This window comes from Algoriphagus alkaliphilus (genome assembly GCF_900103735.1).
GTDB lineage: Bacteria > Bacteroidota > Bacteroidia > Cytophagales > Cyclobacteriaceae > Algoriphagus > Algoriphagus alkaliphilus.
Genome location: NZ_FMXE01000002.1, coordinates 194,879 through 211,008, shown reverse-complemented (window position 1 = coordinate 211,008; position 16,130 = coordinate 194,879). Strand labels below are relative to the sequence as shown.

Here is a 16,130-nt window from a genome sequence, read left to right as displayed (position 1 = left end):
GAGATAGCCATTTATTTAAAAAGATAAAAAAATCAAAAGCCACAGCGCATCAACTTAGGACGAACTGCATCAATTTATTCCCCAACAGTTGGGATTATTTTTCGGGGGAGGGTTTGGCTCCTTTAGGCATAAAATTCCGCTTGATTTAAAATATTAGAAATCAGGAATTGGGCTTTTTCGTTTTTGCTTTGCTTAAAAAATTAACCTAAGTTCCTTAAAATAAACTGGTTGTATACCGATGATAAACCTAAGGTTTCTTCTGCTTTTTATCTTTGCAACAACCTCTTTTCTATGCAAAAGCCAAGAAGTCAAAATCACAGCCGTTCCTTTCCAATTTGATCCATCACTCACCAATATTGTAGGAATGTGCCAGGATGATAACGGCTTTATCTGGCTGGCTGACAACTATAATGGGTTGACAAAATACGATGGGACGAATAAAAGGTATTATAAGTCCAATCCAAATAACAGCAACTCGCTCCATACCAACCGGCTGGAATGTCTTTATGCAGGAAAGGGAGGGATTATTTGGATTGGGAGCCATCATGAGGGATTGGATCGATTCGATCCGGTTTCCGAAACGTTTACACATTTTGAAAATGATCCCACCGATCCACACAGTCTTTGTGATGATCAGGTATATGCCCTATTGGAGGATCGCACAGGAACTTTATGGATTGGTACTGCCAAAGGACTTGATACCTTGGACAGGAAGACGGGTCGTTTTGTTCATATCCAAGACGACACACCTGCCGGTCGCCTATTCAAAGAGGCAACTGTCAGAAGTATCTATGAGGATCATGCCGGTACAATTTGGATTGGGGCAGGAAACGCTTTCGACCTTCGTGATCATCCTTCATCAGGTTTGTACAGATTTGAAAAAGAATCCGGTCGGATCACTCAATACAGACATGATCCGAAAGATTCTCTTTCGCTTGTTGGAAATCGAATTCGGGCATTATTTGAGGACAGCAAGGGAAATTTTTACGTTGGTTCCGATGGGGACGGACTCCATATCATGAATCGCGAACAAGGTACATTTCAACGATTGCCCTACGTCCCTGAAAACCCAAATGCACTCTCTCGCCCACCTGTCAATATTAATGCATCCTATGCAGTGGATCACATTACCTTTATCAATGAGGATTCCCAAGGGGCTATTTGGATCGGAACCTATGCGGGAGGAATCAACCGCTACAATCCTAAATCGAAGACCATGGAGTTTTTTGGTAAATCCGGAACAGGTTATCATTATGTGGATAAGAACGACTTTTGGACTTCACTGAAAACCAAAGATAATCTCCTGTGGGTTTCAGGCTGGGAGCCAGAAACAGAGAATCAGGTACTTTTTCAAATTTCCACCTTTCAAAACCATTTTGATCATACCCCTATCGGAACACGGGCTATGGTATTTGCCCAAGACCAAGAAGCCGGTGTTTGGATTGGCACCGAGAAAGGACTGTTTGGTCATGATGTGAACCAATCGAAGGATAGCTTTTTCACTTTTGTCCGCAATACAGTGGGATCAGTAATTCTCTGGGATCTGAAATTTGACAATTCGGACAATTTATGGGTCGCCACCCTATGGGGCGGAGCGTACTTTTTCGATCGGCAGGCAATGACCTACAAGCTATATGGGCCGGAGGAGCAGGGTAAAAACGGACTTTCCAATTCGATGCCCCAGGTGATATTGCCAATCCCGGACGGCAATACTTGGATAGGCACGACTGGAGGGCTAGACTTATTCAATTCAAAAAGTGGAAAATTCAAGCATTTCACCCAAGATCCATCCAACCCGAACAGTCTTAGCGCAAATGCTATATATAGTCTTCTTCAAGATTCCAATGGAAAAGTTTGGATAGGGACGGGTAATGGTCTTAACCTTTATCGGGAAGAAACGGCAGATTTTAAACGGTTTTTGGATAAGTCCGCTGTGCCTGTTCTCGAAATTTATGAAGATAGCAAAAAGCGAATTTGGGCCAGTTCCTACAGGTCAGGGTTCTTTTTGTTCGATCAGGAAGCAGGAATCTTCAATCCTTACTACGACAATACTGGTCTGATTACAGATTTGCTCCTCATCACAGGGATTGTAGAGGATGAATCAAAATGGCTTTGGTTGTACACAGACATTGGGTTCATCCGTTTGGATCCTGAAACTAAAAATGCAGCCATGTTTGGGAACAGTTGGAAAAAACCGAGCGATTCAGGATTCTACTCTTTAAACGCGTTTATTTCCAAGAATAAAGAGATTTTTGTCGGAAATGCCTCAGGTTATTTTTCTTTCATGCCGGCAGAATTGGAAAACCAATATCCAACCGGGCCTACCCCTTATCTATCGGCTTTTTTTCTGGGAGACCGTATTATATCCTCCCAAACAGATAAAAAAATCCTGCCCAAGCATCTCAATGAAACCAGTGAGATCCGATTGCCTCACCATCAGAATACCTTTACGTTTGAATTTGGCAGTATTGATTTCGTGACATTGGAGTCTGAGAAAAACCTCCGCTATACCCTTGAAAACTATGATAAAAACTGGAGGAGTGGAGCTGCACACACAGCGGATTATTATTCATTACCGCCGGGAGAATATATTTTTCACGTCCAGGCTACTAACCGGTATGGAAAAATGGGGCAGCGATCGATTTCTATTGTAGTGTTGCCGCCTTGGTTTACCCAATGGTGGGCTTGGCTGGCGTATGCCGTATTGCTGTTTTTACTGCTTTATTTGGTCTATGGCTTTTTGCTTCGCAGAAAGCTGGCCGAGGCCGAAGTCGGACGTCTGCAAGATCTGGATCTCTTCAAAACCAGGATTTACACCAATCTGACTCACGAATTCCGCACCCCATTGACGGTGATTTCGGGTATTGCGGATCATATTTTATCACAACCTTCTGCGGAGAATCTGAAAGAAGGACTGCCAATGATCAAACGGAATAGCGCGGCTTTGCTGAGATTGATCAATCAGATGCTGGATCTATCCAAACTTCAGTCGGGCAGATTATCCGCAAACATGATCCATGACAATATTTTGGGTTACCTGAAATACCTCACCGAGTCTTTTCATTCTTTTGCAGATTCTAAGGATATCAGACTACATCTGCTTTCTGGTTTTGAACAGTTGTATATGGACTTTGATCCTGAAAAAATTCAAGCCATTTTTTCCAATCTGGTAGGGAATGCCATAAAATTCACACCCCCGGGAGGAAATATTTACATCAAAATAGAAAAGATCAGCTCCAGAGAAATGGAGGATTTTTTGGAAATCAAAGTAAAGGATACCGGCAAAGGAATTCCTTCCCAGCATTTACCCTATATTTTTGATCGTTTTTATCAGGTGGATGATTCGGCAACCCGATCAGATGAAGGAACCGGAATAGGCCTGGCACTCACCAAAGAGCTGGTGCAATTGATGGCAGGTACTATTGAAGTGAGTAGTCAGATAGGAAAAGGTACGGAATTCACACTCAGACTTCCCGTTGAGAATAAGGCTCCAAAAGGAAATGCAGGCGAATTCACGCAACATTCACGGTCATCTGTCACCGATTTGGTGGAGGCGTCAGCTTTTGGAACAGAAGAAGATTACGATGAAAGCCACCCGCTTGCCTTGCTGGTAGAAGATAATGAAGATGTTTTAAACTATCTGGAGCTTTGCCTTGAAGGAAAATATCGAATCCAAAAAGCCAGAAATGGCCTCCAGGGAATCCAACTCGCCATTGAAATAATTCCGGACATCATCGTCAGTGATGTGATGATGCCCGAAGAGGACGGTTATGAACTCGTCGAGAGGCTAAAAAAAGATGAACGCACCAGTCATATTCCCATCATCCTGCTTACTGCCAAAGCAGATCTGGAATCACGATTGGAAGGTCTGGAAAGAGGAGCGGATGCCTATCTTGCCAAGCCCTTTGAGAAGAAAGAGCTGGAAGTCCGTCTGCGGAAATTGATTGAGGCACGAAAAAAGCTGACAGCGCGCTATGGGACACTTGACCCTGTGGGTACACCCGAAACTCATGCCGAAATACAAGAGGATGCTTTTCTGAAAAAGCTTCGCTCCATCGTGGATGCTCATTTGGAAAGTGAGGAGTTTGGCATTGGCGAGTTATGCAAGGAACTGGCAGTAAGCCGGACTCAGCTTCATCGTAAACTGAAGGCGCTGACCAACAAGTCTACTTCCCAAGTCATCCGGACCATTCGGATGCAGGAAGCAAAGAAACTATTGCTCAATCCGGATTTGAACATTTCGGAAATCGGTTATGCAGTGGGTTATGGCAATCCCAGTCATTTTACACAAGAGTTTACCAAAGAATTTGGGGAAGCCCCGAGCTTTTTTAGAAAAGGGTGATTTTTTTAATTTGATTCACTCTGGGAATTGATTTTGGTCAAAACAGATAATACAGCAACATTTTTTCTGATTTGGAACAAAGTCTAAAGGATCTGCAACAATAGCTACCGTCGATTTCTCTTTGTCAAAATACCTTTCCTCCCTAATTCTTTCAAAGAATTCATACCTGCATTTTGATGTATGTTTTTTCAAAAATATGGTTCTAATGCAATCCTTAAAAAATGAAATTCAATTAACATAAGAATCCATTTTCAAATTTTTAACCCATAAAATCTAATAATCATGAAACGTAAACTGTATTCCATTCTAACATCCCTGGGTTTGCTGCTGGCTATTACAGCATGTCAGGAATTCAATGAGCTTATTCCTCAGGGTGCAAATAGCAAGAAGAATTCAAAAGTTTTGGTTCAGGAGATTGCCACGGGCGCAGTCATAAAGGGAACAAATGGTATCAACTTTGGCCCAGATGGCAATCTTTATATTGCTTCTTTTCTTCCTCAGGAAATAATTGTGATGAATAAGCAAAACGGCAAAATCATCAAGAGGATTGGATCCGACAAGGGGGTAATCTCCCCGGATGATTTGGCCTTTGGACCGGATGGTTCGCTCTATTGGACTGATATCAATATTGGTTATGTAGGACGCATGACTCCCCAAGGGGTGGTGACCAAGCAATTTGTGGCACCGGGAGTCAATCCAATTACCTTCTCAGAAGACGGGCGTCTTTTTGTAGGACTTTGTTTTCTGGGCGACGGATTGTACGAGCTGGATCCCGACCTCATCGCCCCACCAAGACCGATCATCGTTGCCTCCGAGGGGAATCAATTTCCTCTTGGATTTTTAAATGCATTTGATTTTGGCGCAGATGGCAGGTTGTATGGACCTATTTTTGCCGCGGGCATCGTAGTGAAAGTGGACATCGACAGACCAGGACCACCCTCCACAAGTCCCTACACCGATGGAACAGTTACAGTGGTTTCGGGAGGATTCACAGTTCCGGTTGCTGCAAAGTTCGATTCCAAAGGAGTCCTGCACGTCTTGGATCAATCAGGGGAAGTATTTAAAGTAAATACCACAACCGGAGAAAAAACACTTTTTGTAAAAATCCAAGAGGGACTTGACAACTTAGCCTTTGACTCCAATGGTTCTCTCTTTATCTCTAATGCAGATTTTGGCTCAATAGTAGAAATTCTGCCTAGTGGCCAGCCCCGCACCGTCAGTAAGGGAGGGATGATCGCACCTATGGGCTTGGCAGTTCTACCGGGAGCCAATAAGCAGGACGCTTTGTTTGTTTCCGACCTGTTCCGATTGAGGAAATACAATGGTCTTACAGGAAAAGAGGAAAAAGTTTATAAAGGTGATTTACTCGGTCGTGAAGGAAACCTGACCACACCCTTCACCCTTTCTGCTGATGGGAATAATCTGATCGTTTCTTCTTGGTTTGGAGGAGTAGTTCAAATCTGGGATCCACAATCCGATCATGTAGTTCAAACTTTTGACGTGGGGGCTCCTATAGATGCCATACGATTCAAGAATGATATAGCTGTATCCGATCTGGTATTGGGAGGTGTGGTCCGGGCCAGTGACCATTCGATGATCCTGCCAATTGACAACGCCAATGTATTTGCGCCAAGTGGTTTGGCAACTGACGGAGAAAAGTTGTGGGTCGCAGACTGGGGCAGCGGGATTGTTTGGCAGATAGGCTTTGACGGCAACATTCCACTGCCGGCGATACCTATTGTCTTCGGATTAATGAATCCGGAAGGATTGGCTTGGGATAAAGAAGGTGGACTGCTGGTAGTTGAAACTGGTGCTTCCCGGTTATCACGGATAGACCTGGCAACCGGAGTGAAGAGCACGATAGCTGATGGTCTCAAACTTAGTCCGCCTGCAGTTGGGCTGGATGCCTTCCCTCCGACCTACGCATTTGATGGCGTAGCCGTCGGTCAATCGGGCGATATCTATGTGTCGGGTGGAGGCAAGAATGTGATTTACCGTATCTCTAAAAATTGAGATTCATAAAAACCTTAGTCTGTCGAAAATTCTGATGGAACAGTTGAGGAATTTCAAAGAGAACTGGAAACTTTCCCAAAGGCCAAGCCTTTGGGAAAGAATCTAAACAGAGTGAATACATCAATCAGGGACTTTTTAAGAAAATCCGCTCTGGATTAATACATTTTTTAAAAACTAGATGGGTGACCAACTCCTCCTTTTCCTTTTGGAAAAGGGGGAGTTTTTTTGTGAAAGGATTCACCACATTTTATCCACCAAAATTGGTTTTCAATTGTTCAATACCTCCTGTTTCTTCTCTGCAGCCATACCTCCTAGGATCACCCACTTGCCATCCACTTTTTTCCAGGTATGGGTAAACTTGTATGTCTCTTTTCTCACTACTTGATTTTGCTTGTTGGTCCAGATCTCATCCGCATCATAGAATACCATCACTACATCTTCAATTGCATTTGATGCCTTTTTGTGAAGGATATAAAGGAATTTCAAATTCGGGTCTTTATGCAAGTCAGGTATCCAACTGGCAATTTTGCTTACGTCAGACACTCCATTCCCAAAACTCGGATAGCCAATGAAGTCGTCATGCCAAAGGGTTTTGTAATTCACAGTATCACTTTTTTGCACATACTCCCAATACAGTTCTTCCATTTGCCATGCTTCATCTTCCAGTTGGGTTTTGGTCATAATTTGCATTGGTTTTTCCTCCTTTGAGGAATTATTGCTGTTTACCCTGCAACTAAATTGCACGAGTAAAGCACCTAATACAATCAGGTTTAACACAACTGAATTCTTCATTTTTTCATTATAGCTTTCTGTTTCTACTACTCTTTCAATTTCAAGAATCTTGCAGCATTTCCATAGAATATACCTTCTTTATCTTCTTCAGTGAGAAAGTCAAGGCTATTCAGGAAATCAATTGACTTTTCGATTGCATAAGGCCAGATCATTTGATCGGAGCCAAACATGACACGGTCGAGATAGCCAGCATGCTTTATGTTTCGAAGAAAATCAGTGACATAGCGCTGGGTATTGGGTTCCACCCAAAGCAACACAGCGATGTCAGTGTAGAGTTGCGGATAGTAGGCCATCAATCGAATGGCATGCTCCGGCCAATCTTCTCCTCCAGCATGCATTAAATAGAGCCGTAGTTTTGGATACTTTACCAGCACATCCTCAATGAGGTAGGGATCTCCCAAAGGTAGCCTTGCTTTTGGTGCCCATGAGTTATTACCCAGTGGGTCACCACCTCCAGTATGAACTGCTACAGGAATATCATATTGTTCACAGATCTTCAGATAGGGCTGCCAAATGGAATCACTTAAAGTAGTCCCGCTGTAGTAAGGGCCTAATTCTCCAAAAATTTGAATTTCGCCGGCCTTGACCATTTGCTCGAACTTGACAATATTCATCCCGTGATCGTCAGGCAAAAAACTCAAAATACCCCGAATTACCCTACTGTCTTTATCTTTCTCCTTCCAATTTTTTACACTTTCAGGATTTCCACTGACCACGGCTTTGACAATATTGAATCTTTCAAATGCCGCAAAAGTCTCCATGCGATGTTGTTCTGCATTGACAGATCCTTTTACCCCATAATGGTCGGTGGGGGCTTCGCGTTCACCAAAGTCACTTTCAGTGTAGGAATGGATGTGCATGTCAATAATTCGAGTTTGCGAAACGGCTACCAGTGTAGGTAAAAGTGCAAAAGCTAAAAGAGCTAAGATTTTTTTCATTTTGTCCAATTTCATTCATTCAGTCGATTGTATTTTTTGAGTACCTCCACTAGCAATCCATGGGGCAATGCATAAGACTTATTTCCGTTGATTCCTTCCATAGTTTCTGCTGCGATCATAGCATTGATGATGGCTTCTTCGACTGATTGAACAGTTGCTTCCAATAGCGGATCGATCAGATCATTTGGAAGCATGTCAACAGTTGAGAAGTCATAGCGCTGAAAAGCCTCAGGATTAGCAGTGGAAAAAGCGATAAAAATATCACCGGACCCATTGGTTCCAATTCCACCAGTCAGGCCGATACCGATCGGAACCCGATTCGCAATTCGCTTTAATTGGTGCGGAAGCAAAGGTGCGTCCGTCGCCACCACCACGATGATGGATCCATCACCTTCCTGGCGATAAGATTGTGGAGGCAACCTCAATTCATTGTTTAGGGTATCCAAAAGCTCTTTCCCGACAGGGACACCCGCAATGGTCAGATCGGGTTTTCTGCCAAAATTGGACTGTACCAAGACACCGACTGTATAGGTGGAATCTGCAATCTTGACGATTCTGGATGAGGTTCCTGTTCCGCCTTTAAATCCCAAACACCTCATTCCGGTTCCTCCACCCACATTTCCTTCAGCTATTTTACCCGATGCCGCATTGGTTATTGCTTCGAGGGCATGCTCTTCCTTGACATGGAATCCATAGATATCATTCAAGAATCCATCGTAGGTCTCCGCTACCACAGGATAGGTGTACCACCATTCTTCCCCTTTGTACCAATCGGAATCCACATACCACTTTAAGACGGCATCCCGAACTACTCCCACACTGTTGGTATTGGTGATCATAATTGGGGTTTCGAGGAAGCCCGATTCAGTTAACCAGGTGGTTCCCGTCATTTCGCCGTTCCCGTTCAGGCTATACCAATTGGCAAAAACCGGACTGAACTTCTGGGCTTTTCCTCTTGGGAAAATGGCAGTAACGCCTGTTCTGACCGGACCTTTACCAACGATATTTTCTCCGCCTCCGGAGATGATAGTGCTGTATCCTACTTCTATGCCTTTCACATCAGTGATGGAATTCCATTGGCCAGTTGTGCCGTTAAATGGCACGCCTAGATCTCTTGCCCGGGGTTTTTGGGCAAAGGAAACTGACAGCGTGAAGAAAAGGATCAGAAGTAGATTTGCGTTTTTCATTATGTGGTTTTTATAACTCATCCAAAAACTTAAATACCTCAATATAAGCCTTTTCCAATTCCTCCTTTGTCGGGCTGTGTTTTGCCTCAGGGATAAAAATCCTGAAGTCTTTATCTTTTCTTAGCAGGGGAACAAATCGTTCAAAAGTCACAGGCGGAATCTGATCATCCTGACCTCCATGCCATAAAAAAACCGGAAGATCATTCGTGTCGAAATAGGTGATCGGTTCAAAAACAGCGAGGTTCTCTTTTGACTCATATTCCTCAGGAGAGAACAGCGCTTTTCCCACTGCTTGGTACTGTTCATTTGGATGCTCGGTAAAAATCCGCTCCACCACATCCAAGCCATCCACAGGACCCGAAAAATTGATGATGCCTTTGATTATGATGCCTTGATCGAGCCGATTGGGATACTCAGGATTGTTCTGGGCTAATCCTACATTGGTCGCAATATGCGCCCCTGCCGAAAAGCCTGTCACAATCACGTTTTCCAAATTCAAATCATAATCACTGTTTTTGGCTTTGAGAAAATTCAAAGCATGGGTCAGATCGCTCGTGGCCATTGGAACCCCTTTTTTCAAGCGGTAATTCAGGTTGACTACATTCAGACCTTTCTTGAGGTAAGGTTCGATGTATCGTTCCTCCTGAGTTTTGTCGCTGAAGTAATAGCCTCCTCCGTGAAGGAACACAATTGTGAAATTGCTTTTCCCATACCTGCCAGCCTGTTTTGAGAGGTAGATGTCCATGTTTTGCTCAGCATCTGACCCATAGAAGACATCTTTATATATCTCATAGGTAGAGCCTCTTTCCTCAGGAGACAAATCCGGAATTTCAGCCAGCTTTTGGGCGTAGGTTGATGCGATAAGTAGGTAAATGAGGGTCAGAGAGATGGCTGTATTTTTCATTCATTTTATCTTTTAGATTATCAGGGAGTAATTCTTTGATTTACTGTGAACTACTTCTTTTTATCGGCAAACCAAGTGTCGCGAAGGATTTTCCATTCTCCCTTCTCTTTTTGCCAAACCAATAGATATCTTCCGGTCCCAACTATTTCCCCGTTTTTATGAGACCAAGTGCCTCTTCCTTCTTCCACAAGCAATTGGTCATTTCCCCATAAGTGTATAGTTTTGAAACTCGAGCCGGTAATACTATCCCGGATCATTCTTCCAAATACCTTTGTGATATTATCCCTGCCTGCTGTGGATGGAATGACCTCGGCGTCTATTGTTTACATATTTCCCAATGCTATTGAATCTTCATTTTGCAAATGATTTTCATACTCCCGTAGCCTAAATTCAATTTCTTTTTCAAGTACAGCTAGATCCACCTGTTCTGATTCTGAATTATTTTCATTGGATTTTTGGTCACAAGCTGAAAAGAAAACCAGTGACATTAAAAATTTCAATAGTAGCATTTTTGTGAACTTTGTATTTATCATGATGGCTGTATCTTATTTATTGTCTCATTACAAAGTCTCTCGTGATTTTATCAATTGAAGTTGTTCCGGCAAGTTGCATATCACGGATCAACTCCCCTTGTAGAATCTCCAGAGCTATTTCTACACCTTGTTGACCAAGCGCTCCAAGTCCCCAGCAAAATGGAAACAATCTGGACGCGGGGAATTCTCACTTCTTAAACTTCCCATATACCCCTTGTCCCGGAAAAACATTGGAGACGGTCTTCCCATTTTTCAACACAAAAGTCCCATTGACCAACACGTATTCAATCCCTTCGGAAAATTCCAGTCCTTTTTCAAAAGTGGCTTTATCAATAATCGTATTGGGATCAAAAACGGTGATGTCTGCATCTGCACCGACTTGGATCCTTCCCTTGAACCGCATCATGGGAGCGATTGCTTCCAGGCGCTTTGCCGGAATCAGGGTCATTTTTTCAATGGCAGTATTCAAGTCAAGGACCTGATCTTCTCTTACATATTTGCCCAATACCCGCGAGAAAGTCCCCGCGGTACGGGGATGGGCAAGCTTACTGTAAGGCATTCCATCCGATCCTATCATGACTCCGGGTGCGGCAATTCCTCTTTGAATCCATTCAGGTTTCATCATGTGCATGATTACCATTCCACCCGTTTTGCGATAGGCCTCGAATGTTTCTTTGGTTAATCTTTCACCGGTATCCACCCATTGCAAGTCCCCATAGCTCATACCGAGCCGCTGTTGCCAGCCTTCAGTAAACATGGCGCTTTGAAGTCGGGTTGATGCTGCTGTGTAGGGGTATAATTCTGTCGTGATGTCAAACTTATTTTGCTGTGCGGAATTCACCATATCCAATGCCATGTCAATACTCCCCAAAGACATGCTGTTGATATGAACAATGTGCAGCGGTGCATCTGTGAGCATGGCATCGGCTATAACTTCTTGTATTGAAATGATGTCAGGTTGTCTTACATGGGTAAATACCAAGGCATTTAATTCGCCTGCTAATTTGAACACCTGATACATTTCCTCAGGTTTTGTTGAGGGTAAGTATCCTATTGGAACACCTATTCCGATGCCGCCTTCGGCTAATGAGGCTTTGATGTTCTCCAGCACCGAACTCATTTGATTGCTTTGGATGTCAATGGTGTAAGTGTGCTGAATTCGATCTTGCATGGCCGATAAACTAGAAAGCCCACTACTACTTAAACCTCGTAATTCATCCAGTATCTTTTCGTCTTTGTTTATTGCCTTAAAGCGCTCGTAAGGCCAGCTTACACTGGCTCCATAGTTGATCAACGCTTTTGAATTTCGAGAGGCGTACCACTCTTTCAGGTTTTCTATGCCCCACTCCAGTTCCAACGCCGTAGTGACTCCATCATGCAGTTGGAATTCCTGCTCTATGTTACTCCTCCCATGCACATGAAGGTCAATAAATCCGGGGGAGACGGCCAAGCCACTGACGTTGACGGTTTCCTTTCCCTGCAAAGGTTCGGAACTGATCATCGCAATGCGGCCATTGAGTATGCCTACATTCCGGATGGCATCGAGTTTGGTTTCAGGATCCATGACCCGGCCTCCTTCCAAAATAATGTCATATTGAATTGTTGACTGGGCCTTTCCCTCAGGCCCGAAGTAAAGAGTCAGAAAAAGACTGAATAGGAAATTAAAATACCTCGATTTCATTTGCTGTTTTTTTAAGAAGGTTGAAATGAAAAATTACTGAAAACGGGTAAATAGGAATTGACTATTTATAGCGTGATGTTTCTATTAATCTAAAAAAAGCAAATGTACCATTGCCTCAACCTAGGACGAACTGTACCAAAATATTTCCCAAGGCAAGGGAATACTTTTCGGAGGAAGATTTTGAGAATAACCCCTCTAAAAATTTATTAAACCGAATACCTCAATTTTGCTGGTTTCGTTTCTTCTCCAAATATTCGTAATGACTGTTGTCCTGAGGAGTCCTTGAAACTTTACTCTCTGGTAAAGGACCCAGTTGTTTCACGGCCAATTCCATTGCCCGCATCATCTGCGCAGTTTTTTCAGGGTTTTCTTTAGCGAGATTTGTGGTTTCTCCGGGGTCATTTTTAAGGTTGAACAAAAGGGTATCATGTGCATCCACTTTTTTCATGCCTCTGGAACCCGCAAATCCAGCATAAGGTCGTTTGATCTTCCAATCTCCTTCCCGATAACCCTCCTGACTGGCCAGCATGTAGTAAATGAAGGTATCTTCTTCCCGATTTCCATTTTCAAAAAGCACCGGGCCAAGGTCTTTGCCATCGATCTCCCGGTCTTGGGGAATTTCCGCGCCGACCAGTTTGCAAAAAGTAGGAAACCAATCCATCTGAGTAGCCAAATCTTCATAGACTTGGCCCGGATCAATTTTCCCCTTCCACATGGCAACGGTAGGGACACGCACTCCACCTTCGAACGTAAACTGCTTTCCTTCTCTCAGCGGATCTGCCGAACCTCCATGATCTTCCATCACCAGCCAGGGGCCATTGTCTGAGGAGAAGACAATTAGCGTGTTTTCGAGGATGCCTTTTTCTTCCAGCTTTTTTAAAACCTCTCCCACACTCCAGTCCAATTCCTGAATGACATCTCCGTAAAGACCGAGTTCCGATTTTCCCTCAAACTCCGGTGAAGCATAGATCGGTACATGGGGCATGCTGTGCGCTAGGTAAAGGAAAAAGGGATTTCCTTCGCTTGAATCAATGAATTTCAGGGACTCTTCCGTGTATGTTTTGGTGGTATAGCGCTGATCGACTTTGAATTCTTCGACTTCATTTCCCCTCATGTAAACCACCGAGGCCATGTCATTGGAATAGGGGATTCCAAAGTATTCATCAAATCCCTGATTGAGCGGAAGAAACTTTTCCATATGGCCAAGGTGCCACTTGCCGACGATTCCGGTTCGGTATCCTTTGGCTTTTAGAACTTCTGCCATAGTGATTTCCTCGGGATCCATTCCTGTCAGGCTTTCAGGGAAAAATACCGAGTTTATCCCCATGCGTTGTGGCATCCGGCCTGTAAGTAATCCCGCACGGGAAGGGCTGCAAACCGGAGATGCAGACAGGAAAGAGGTGAATTTTATTCCTTCAGTAGCGATTCGGTCAATGTTTGGGGTAGCAATATCCGTGGCGCCAAAACACCCCAAATCACCATAGCCAAGGTCATCGGCGAAGATGAAAACGATATTTGGAAGGGCTGAAACAGTTGAAGTGTTTGATTTTTCTCCGCAGGAGCAAAGCAAAAAAACCAAAAATAAGACAAAAGGATTTTTCATCATTTCTATCAGTGTTTATGATCCAGGCGGTGCCTTTTCAAAATATCCTCACCGAAATCATTTCCCTTTTCTCTCAGGATTGTATGGATGTGATTGGCATTGTCCAGAAAGCCAACATTGTCGTATTCGATCAGGAAGTCAGGGCTGTGGATTACATAATAGTGCGCTTTCATCGGTTCATAACTTCCTATCCAGGCAAAATAGACTTCATCCATTCCCCGGGTATGGAGTTTTTCAAGGTAGGCTTCGGCTTTTTCTTTTTCCAGATTTCCGATGTATTCTTCGATTAAGTAGTGGAGGATTTTTTGCTGTCCCCCGGATAATTCTGCACCTTTTATTCCCTGGAATTCCTCAAGCCATTGCGGTCGATCCGGGCTGGTGATGATATCGCCGGGGACTTTATCGCTAATGGTTGCCTTGGCTTTTTGACTTTCATCCAAGGCATTGATCAGCCAAAAGCCGTAATCTTCTTCTTTGCTCAAAGGCCGTAAACCGGCATACTGTGTGGCTTCGACCACCGCCGGATCAGATCCGAAAAAGAGGGGAGTCATGGTAAATTCGTCTCCTGCCACAGTCAGGTTGATCGAGATATGATGACCTTCGAATTTCAACCCCCAAGCTTCATCTGTTTCAGGATTTCCTGCCATGGCGAGGTAGTAATTTCCATAGTCCCAATTCAGTTTTCGGATGAATTCCATACTTCGTTCATTCACTTTGCCCTGCTGAAACTGGATTTCAAAAAGCTCGTGAAGAATATCATCCACTTGCATAATCGCAAAGGTTTTCAGATATCCCTGTGAGCTGAAAACAGCACTCAAAACCTTGTGAAATGCAATTTTGCTTTCCTCAGAGAGGTCGCCGTATCGAAGTCCGACACGGGGAGCGAGACCCAGCGGAAGGTTGGTCCAAGCGGTACGAGCACTATCCTCCAGTCCAAGCTGCACTTGAGTCCTCTCCACCTCCCCCAGTGTGGAAAGTAAGGAAACAGCTGTTTTTTTCAGAAGGGTTGTAGATTGGGACCAAGCCGTAAGTGAGGATAAGAAAAGGAAGAATAAAACGGGTATTATTTTCATAGAAGATCAATTAAACACAAAATTTACAAATTTCTCCCAACCAACCGTTTCGGTCAGTGTCAAATAAAAAGCCTGGAGCGGGAAGTACAAGCCAAGAGCGATCGGAAATGGCCAGGGATTTTTATTTTTTCGAATATCTCCCACTAAGAGAAGCATCAGAATCAGGAATGATCGTGTTTCTCTTCCCGCAGCAAGACACAATCCTCTCCTTCAAATTCCGTTTCGATGGTGTAATGTTCAAATGGGTATTTTTTCATGATCCGTTTCAGTTCATTCTTCACATGGAGAATGTCTTCCATGGATTGCAGCGGCTTTAGCTTAACGTGGGATGTGAACACATGATGCTCCCCGTCCAAAGACCAAATGTGTGTATGATGGGTGGAGTCCACATGGACGATTGCCCGGATTTCCTTTTCAATCGCTGACTTGTCCACATCCAAGGGCTGACCTTGCAAGAAAATAAAAACAGTCTCCCGAAGTCTTTTGATGACATTCCAGAGAATAAAAGCAGCAATAAGCAGCGAAAGGGCCGGATCCAGATAGGGATTTGGATAGAAAAGTAGGATAATCGAAGCGATAAGCACTGCAATCCAACCCAAAACGTCTTCGATCAGGTGCCAGGTAATCACCCGCTCATTCAGGGTTTTTCCTTTACTCAGTTTCCAGGCCGCATAGCCGTTGACTGCCACTCCCAGCAGCGCAAAATAAAACATGCCTTTGGCATCTGACATTTCAGGACTTTGGAGTCGGAGAATAGCCTCCCGGATCACAAAGACTGACCCCAAAATCAGAACAATGGCATTGATCAAGGCTCCAAGAAGGGAGAATCGCCGATATCCAAAGGAATAGGATTCGGTTGCTTTCTTTTTCGAAAGCTTGTCCAGATACCAGGAAGTACCCAGGGAAATTGAATCACCCAAGTCATGCACCGCATCAGAAATAATCGCAACACTGTTCACATACCATCCCCCCACAAACTCAATCAGGGTAAAAGACAGATTGAGAAAAAAGGCAAGCCTTAGATTTTTACCGGAATCATGGGAATGATGGTGTGCCATAGATGA

Annotated in this window: 13 protein-coding genes; 2 read left to right on the top strand and 11 right to left on the bottom strand. The window is 43.8% G+C overall.

Features of this window, described 5'->3' with window-relative positions:
• Positions 1 to 238 precede the first annotated feature (238 nt).
• Positions 239 to 4,342, top strand: coding sequence for a hybrid sensor histidine kinase/response regulator transcription factor (locus BLQ81_RS00975; protein WP_092728081.1), 4,104 nt, complete (start codon positions 239 to 241; stop codon positions 4,340 to 4,342).
• 282 nt (positions 4,343 to 4,624) lie between these two features.
• Positions 4,625 to 6,355 (top strand): Vgb family protein, encoded by a 1,731-nt coding sequence (locus BLQ81_RS00970; protein ID WP_092728080.1) that lies wholly within the window; start codon positions 4,625 to 4,627, stop codon positions 6,353 to 6,355.
• Positions 6,356 to 6,622: 267 nt separating this feature from the next.
• Here BLQ81_RS00970 and BLQ81_RS00965 read toward each other — a convergent pair whose 3' ends face one another.
• The 11 genes from BLQ81_RS00965 to BLQ81_RS00915 form a co-directional block, all read right to left on the bottom strand.
• Entirely contained in the window at positions 6,623 to 7,036 is a 414-nt protein-coding gene (locus BLQ81_RS00965; RefSeq protein ID WP_245693117.1) for a nuclear transport factor 2 family protein, read from the bottom strand.
• Positions 7,037 to 7,173: 137 nt separating this feature from the next.
• Positions 7,174 to 8,085 (bottom strand): amidohydrolase family protein, encoded by a 912-nt coding sequence (locus tag BLQ81_RS00960; RefSeq protein ID WP_175454137.1) that lies wholly within the window; start codon positions 8,083 to 8,085, stop codon positions 7,174 to 7,176.
• An 11-nt stretch (positions 8,086 to 8,096) separates the two neighbouring features.
• On the bottom strand, positions 8,097 to 9,272 hold the full coding sequence (locus BLQ81_RS00955; RefSeq protein WP_217636631.1) for a DmpA family aminopeptidase: 1,176 nt from the start codon (positions 9,270 to 9,272) through the stop codon (positions 8,097 to 8,099).
• A 10-nt stretch (positions 9,273 to 9,282) separates the two neighbouring features.
• Positions 9,283 to 10,176: an alpha/beta hydrolase gene (locus tag BLQ81_RS00950; protein ID WP_092728076.1), complete on the bottom strand. Its 894-nt coding sequence runs from the start codon at positions 10,174 to 10,176 to the stop codon at positions 9,283 to 9,285.
• Positions 10,177 to 10,226: 50 nt separating this feature from the next.
• Positions 10,227 to 10,433, bottom strand: a complete 207-nt coding sequence (locus BLQ81_RS00945) for a hypothetical protein (RefSeq protein WP_092728075.1) — start codon at positions 10,431 to 10,433, stop codon at positions 10,227 to 10,229.
• Positions 10,434 to 10,499: 66 nt separating this feature from the next.
• Positions 10,500 to 10,709: a hypothetical protein gene (locus tag BLQ81_RS00940; RefSeq protein ID WP_092728074.1), complete on the bottom strand. Its 210-nt coding sequence runs from the start codon at positions 10,707 to 10,709 to the stop codon at positions 10,500 to 10,502.
• A 16-nt stretch (positions 10,710 to 10,725) separates the two neighbouring features.
• A complete protein-coding gene (locus BLQ81_RS23060; RefSeq protein WP_092728073.1) occupies positions 10,726 to 10,878 on the bottom strand; it encodes an alpha-hydroxy-acid oxidizing protein in 153 nt (50 codons plus the stop codon).
• An 18-nt stretch (positions 10,879 to 10,896) separates the two neighbouring features.
• Positions 10,897 to 12,390 carry an amidohydrolase family protein gene (locus tag BLQ81_RS00930; RefSeq protein ID WP_092728072.1) on the bottom strand — a complete coding sequence of 498 codons (1,494 nt, stop codon included), beginning with the start codon at positions 12,388 to 12,390 and terminating at the stop codon, positions 10,897 to 10,899.
• A gap of 220 nt (positions 12,391 to 12,610) precedes the next feature.
• Positions 12,611 to 13,993 carry a sulfatase family protein gene (locus BLQ81_RS00925; RefSeq protein ID WP_245693116.1) on the bottom strand — a complete coding sequence of 461 codons (1,383 nt, stop codon included), beginning with the start codon at positions 13,991 to 13,993 and terminating at the stop codon, positions 12,611 to 12,613.
• 8 nt (positions 13,994 to 14,001) lie between these two features.
• Positions 14,002 to 15,066, bottom strand: coding sequence for a DUF3500 domain-containing protein (locus tag BLQ81_RS00920; protein WP_092728070.1), 1,065 nt, complete (start codon positions 15,064 to 15,066; stop codon positions 14,002 to 14,004).
• A gap of 161 nt (positions 15,067 to 15,227) precedes the next feature.
• Positions 15,228 to 16,124 carry a cation diffusion facilitator family transporter gene (locus tag BLQ81_RS00915; RefSeq protein WP_092728069.1) on the bottom strand — a complete coding sequence of 299 codons (897 nt, stop codon included), beginning with the start codon at positions 16,122 to 16,124 and terminating at the stop codon, positions 15,228 to 15,230.
• Positions 16,125 to 16,130: the final 6 nt, after the last annotated feature.

Bases quoted from the DNA above. Each gene is read 5' to 3' on its own strand.
- BLQ81_RS00955 (WP_217636631.1), bottom strand. From the start codon at position 9,272: ATGAAAAACGCAAATCTACTTCTGATCCTTTTCTTCACGCTGTCAGTT.
- BLQ81_RS00940 (WP_092728074.1), bottom strand. From the start codon at position 10,709: ATGATAAATACAAAGTTCACAAAAATGCTACTATTGAAATTTTTAATG.
- BLQ81_RS00930 (WP_092728072.1), bottom strand. From the start codon at position 12,390: ATGAAATCGAGGTATTTTAATTTCCTATTCAGTCTTTTTCTGACTCTT.
- BLQ81_RS00975 (WP_092728081.1), top strand. From the start codon at position 239: ATGATAAACCTAAGGTTTCTTCTGCTTTTTATCTTTGCAACAACCTCT.
- BLQ81_RS00945 (WP_092728075.1), bottom strand. From the start codon at position 10,433: ATGATCCGGGATAGTATTACCGGCTCGAGTTTCAAAACTATACACTTA.
- BLQ81_RS00970 (WP_092728080.1), top strand. From the start codon at position 4,625: ATGAAACGTAAACTGTATTCCATTCTAACATCCCTGGGTTTGCTGCTG.
- BLQ81_RS00960 (WP_175454137.1), bottom strand. From the start codon at position 8,085: ATGAAAAAAATCTTAGCTCTTTTAGCTTTTGCACTTTTACCTACACTG.
- BLQ81_RS00925 (WP_245693116.1), bottom strand. From the start codon at position 13,993: ATGAAAAATCCTTTTGTCTTATTTTTGGTTTTTTTGCTTTGCTCCTGC.
- BLQ81_RS00920 (WP_092728070.1), bottom strand. From the start codon at position 15,066: ATGAAAATAATACCCGTTTTATTCTTCCTTTTCTTATCCTCACTTACG.
- BLQ81_RS00965 (WP_245693117.1), bottom strand. From the start codon at position 7,036: ATGACCAAAACCCAACTGGAAGATGAAGCATGGCAAATGGAAGAACTG.
- BLQ81_RS00915 (WP_092728069.1), bottom strand. From the start codon at position 16,124: ATGGCACACCATCATTCCCATGATTCCGGTAAAAATCTAAGGCTTGCC.
- BLQ81_RS00950 (WP_092728076.1), bottom strand. From the start codon at position 10,176: ATGAAAAATACAGCCATCTCTCTGACCCTCATTTACCTACTTATCGCA.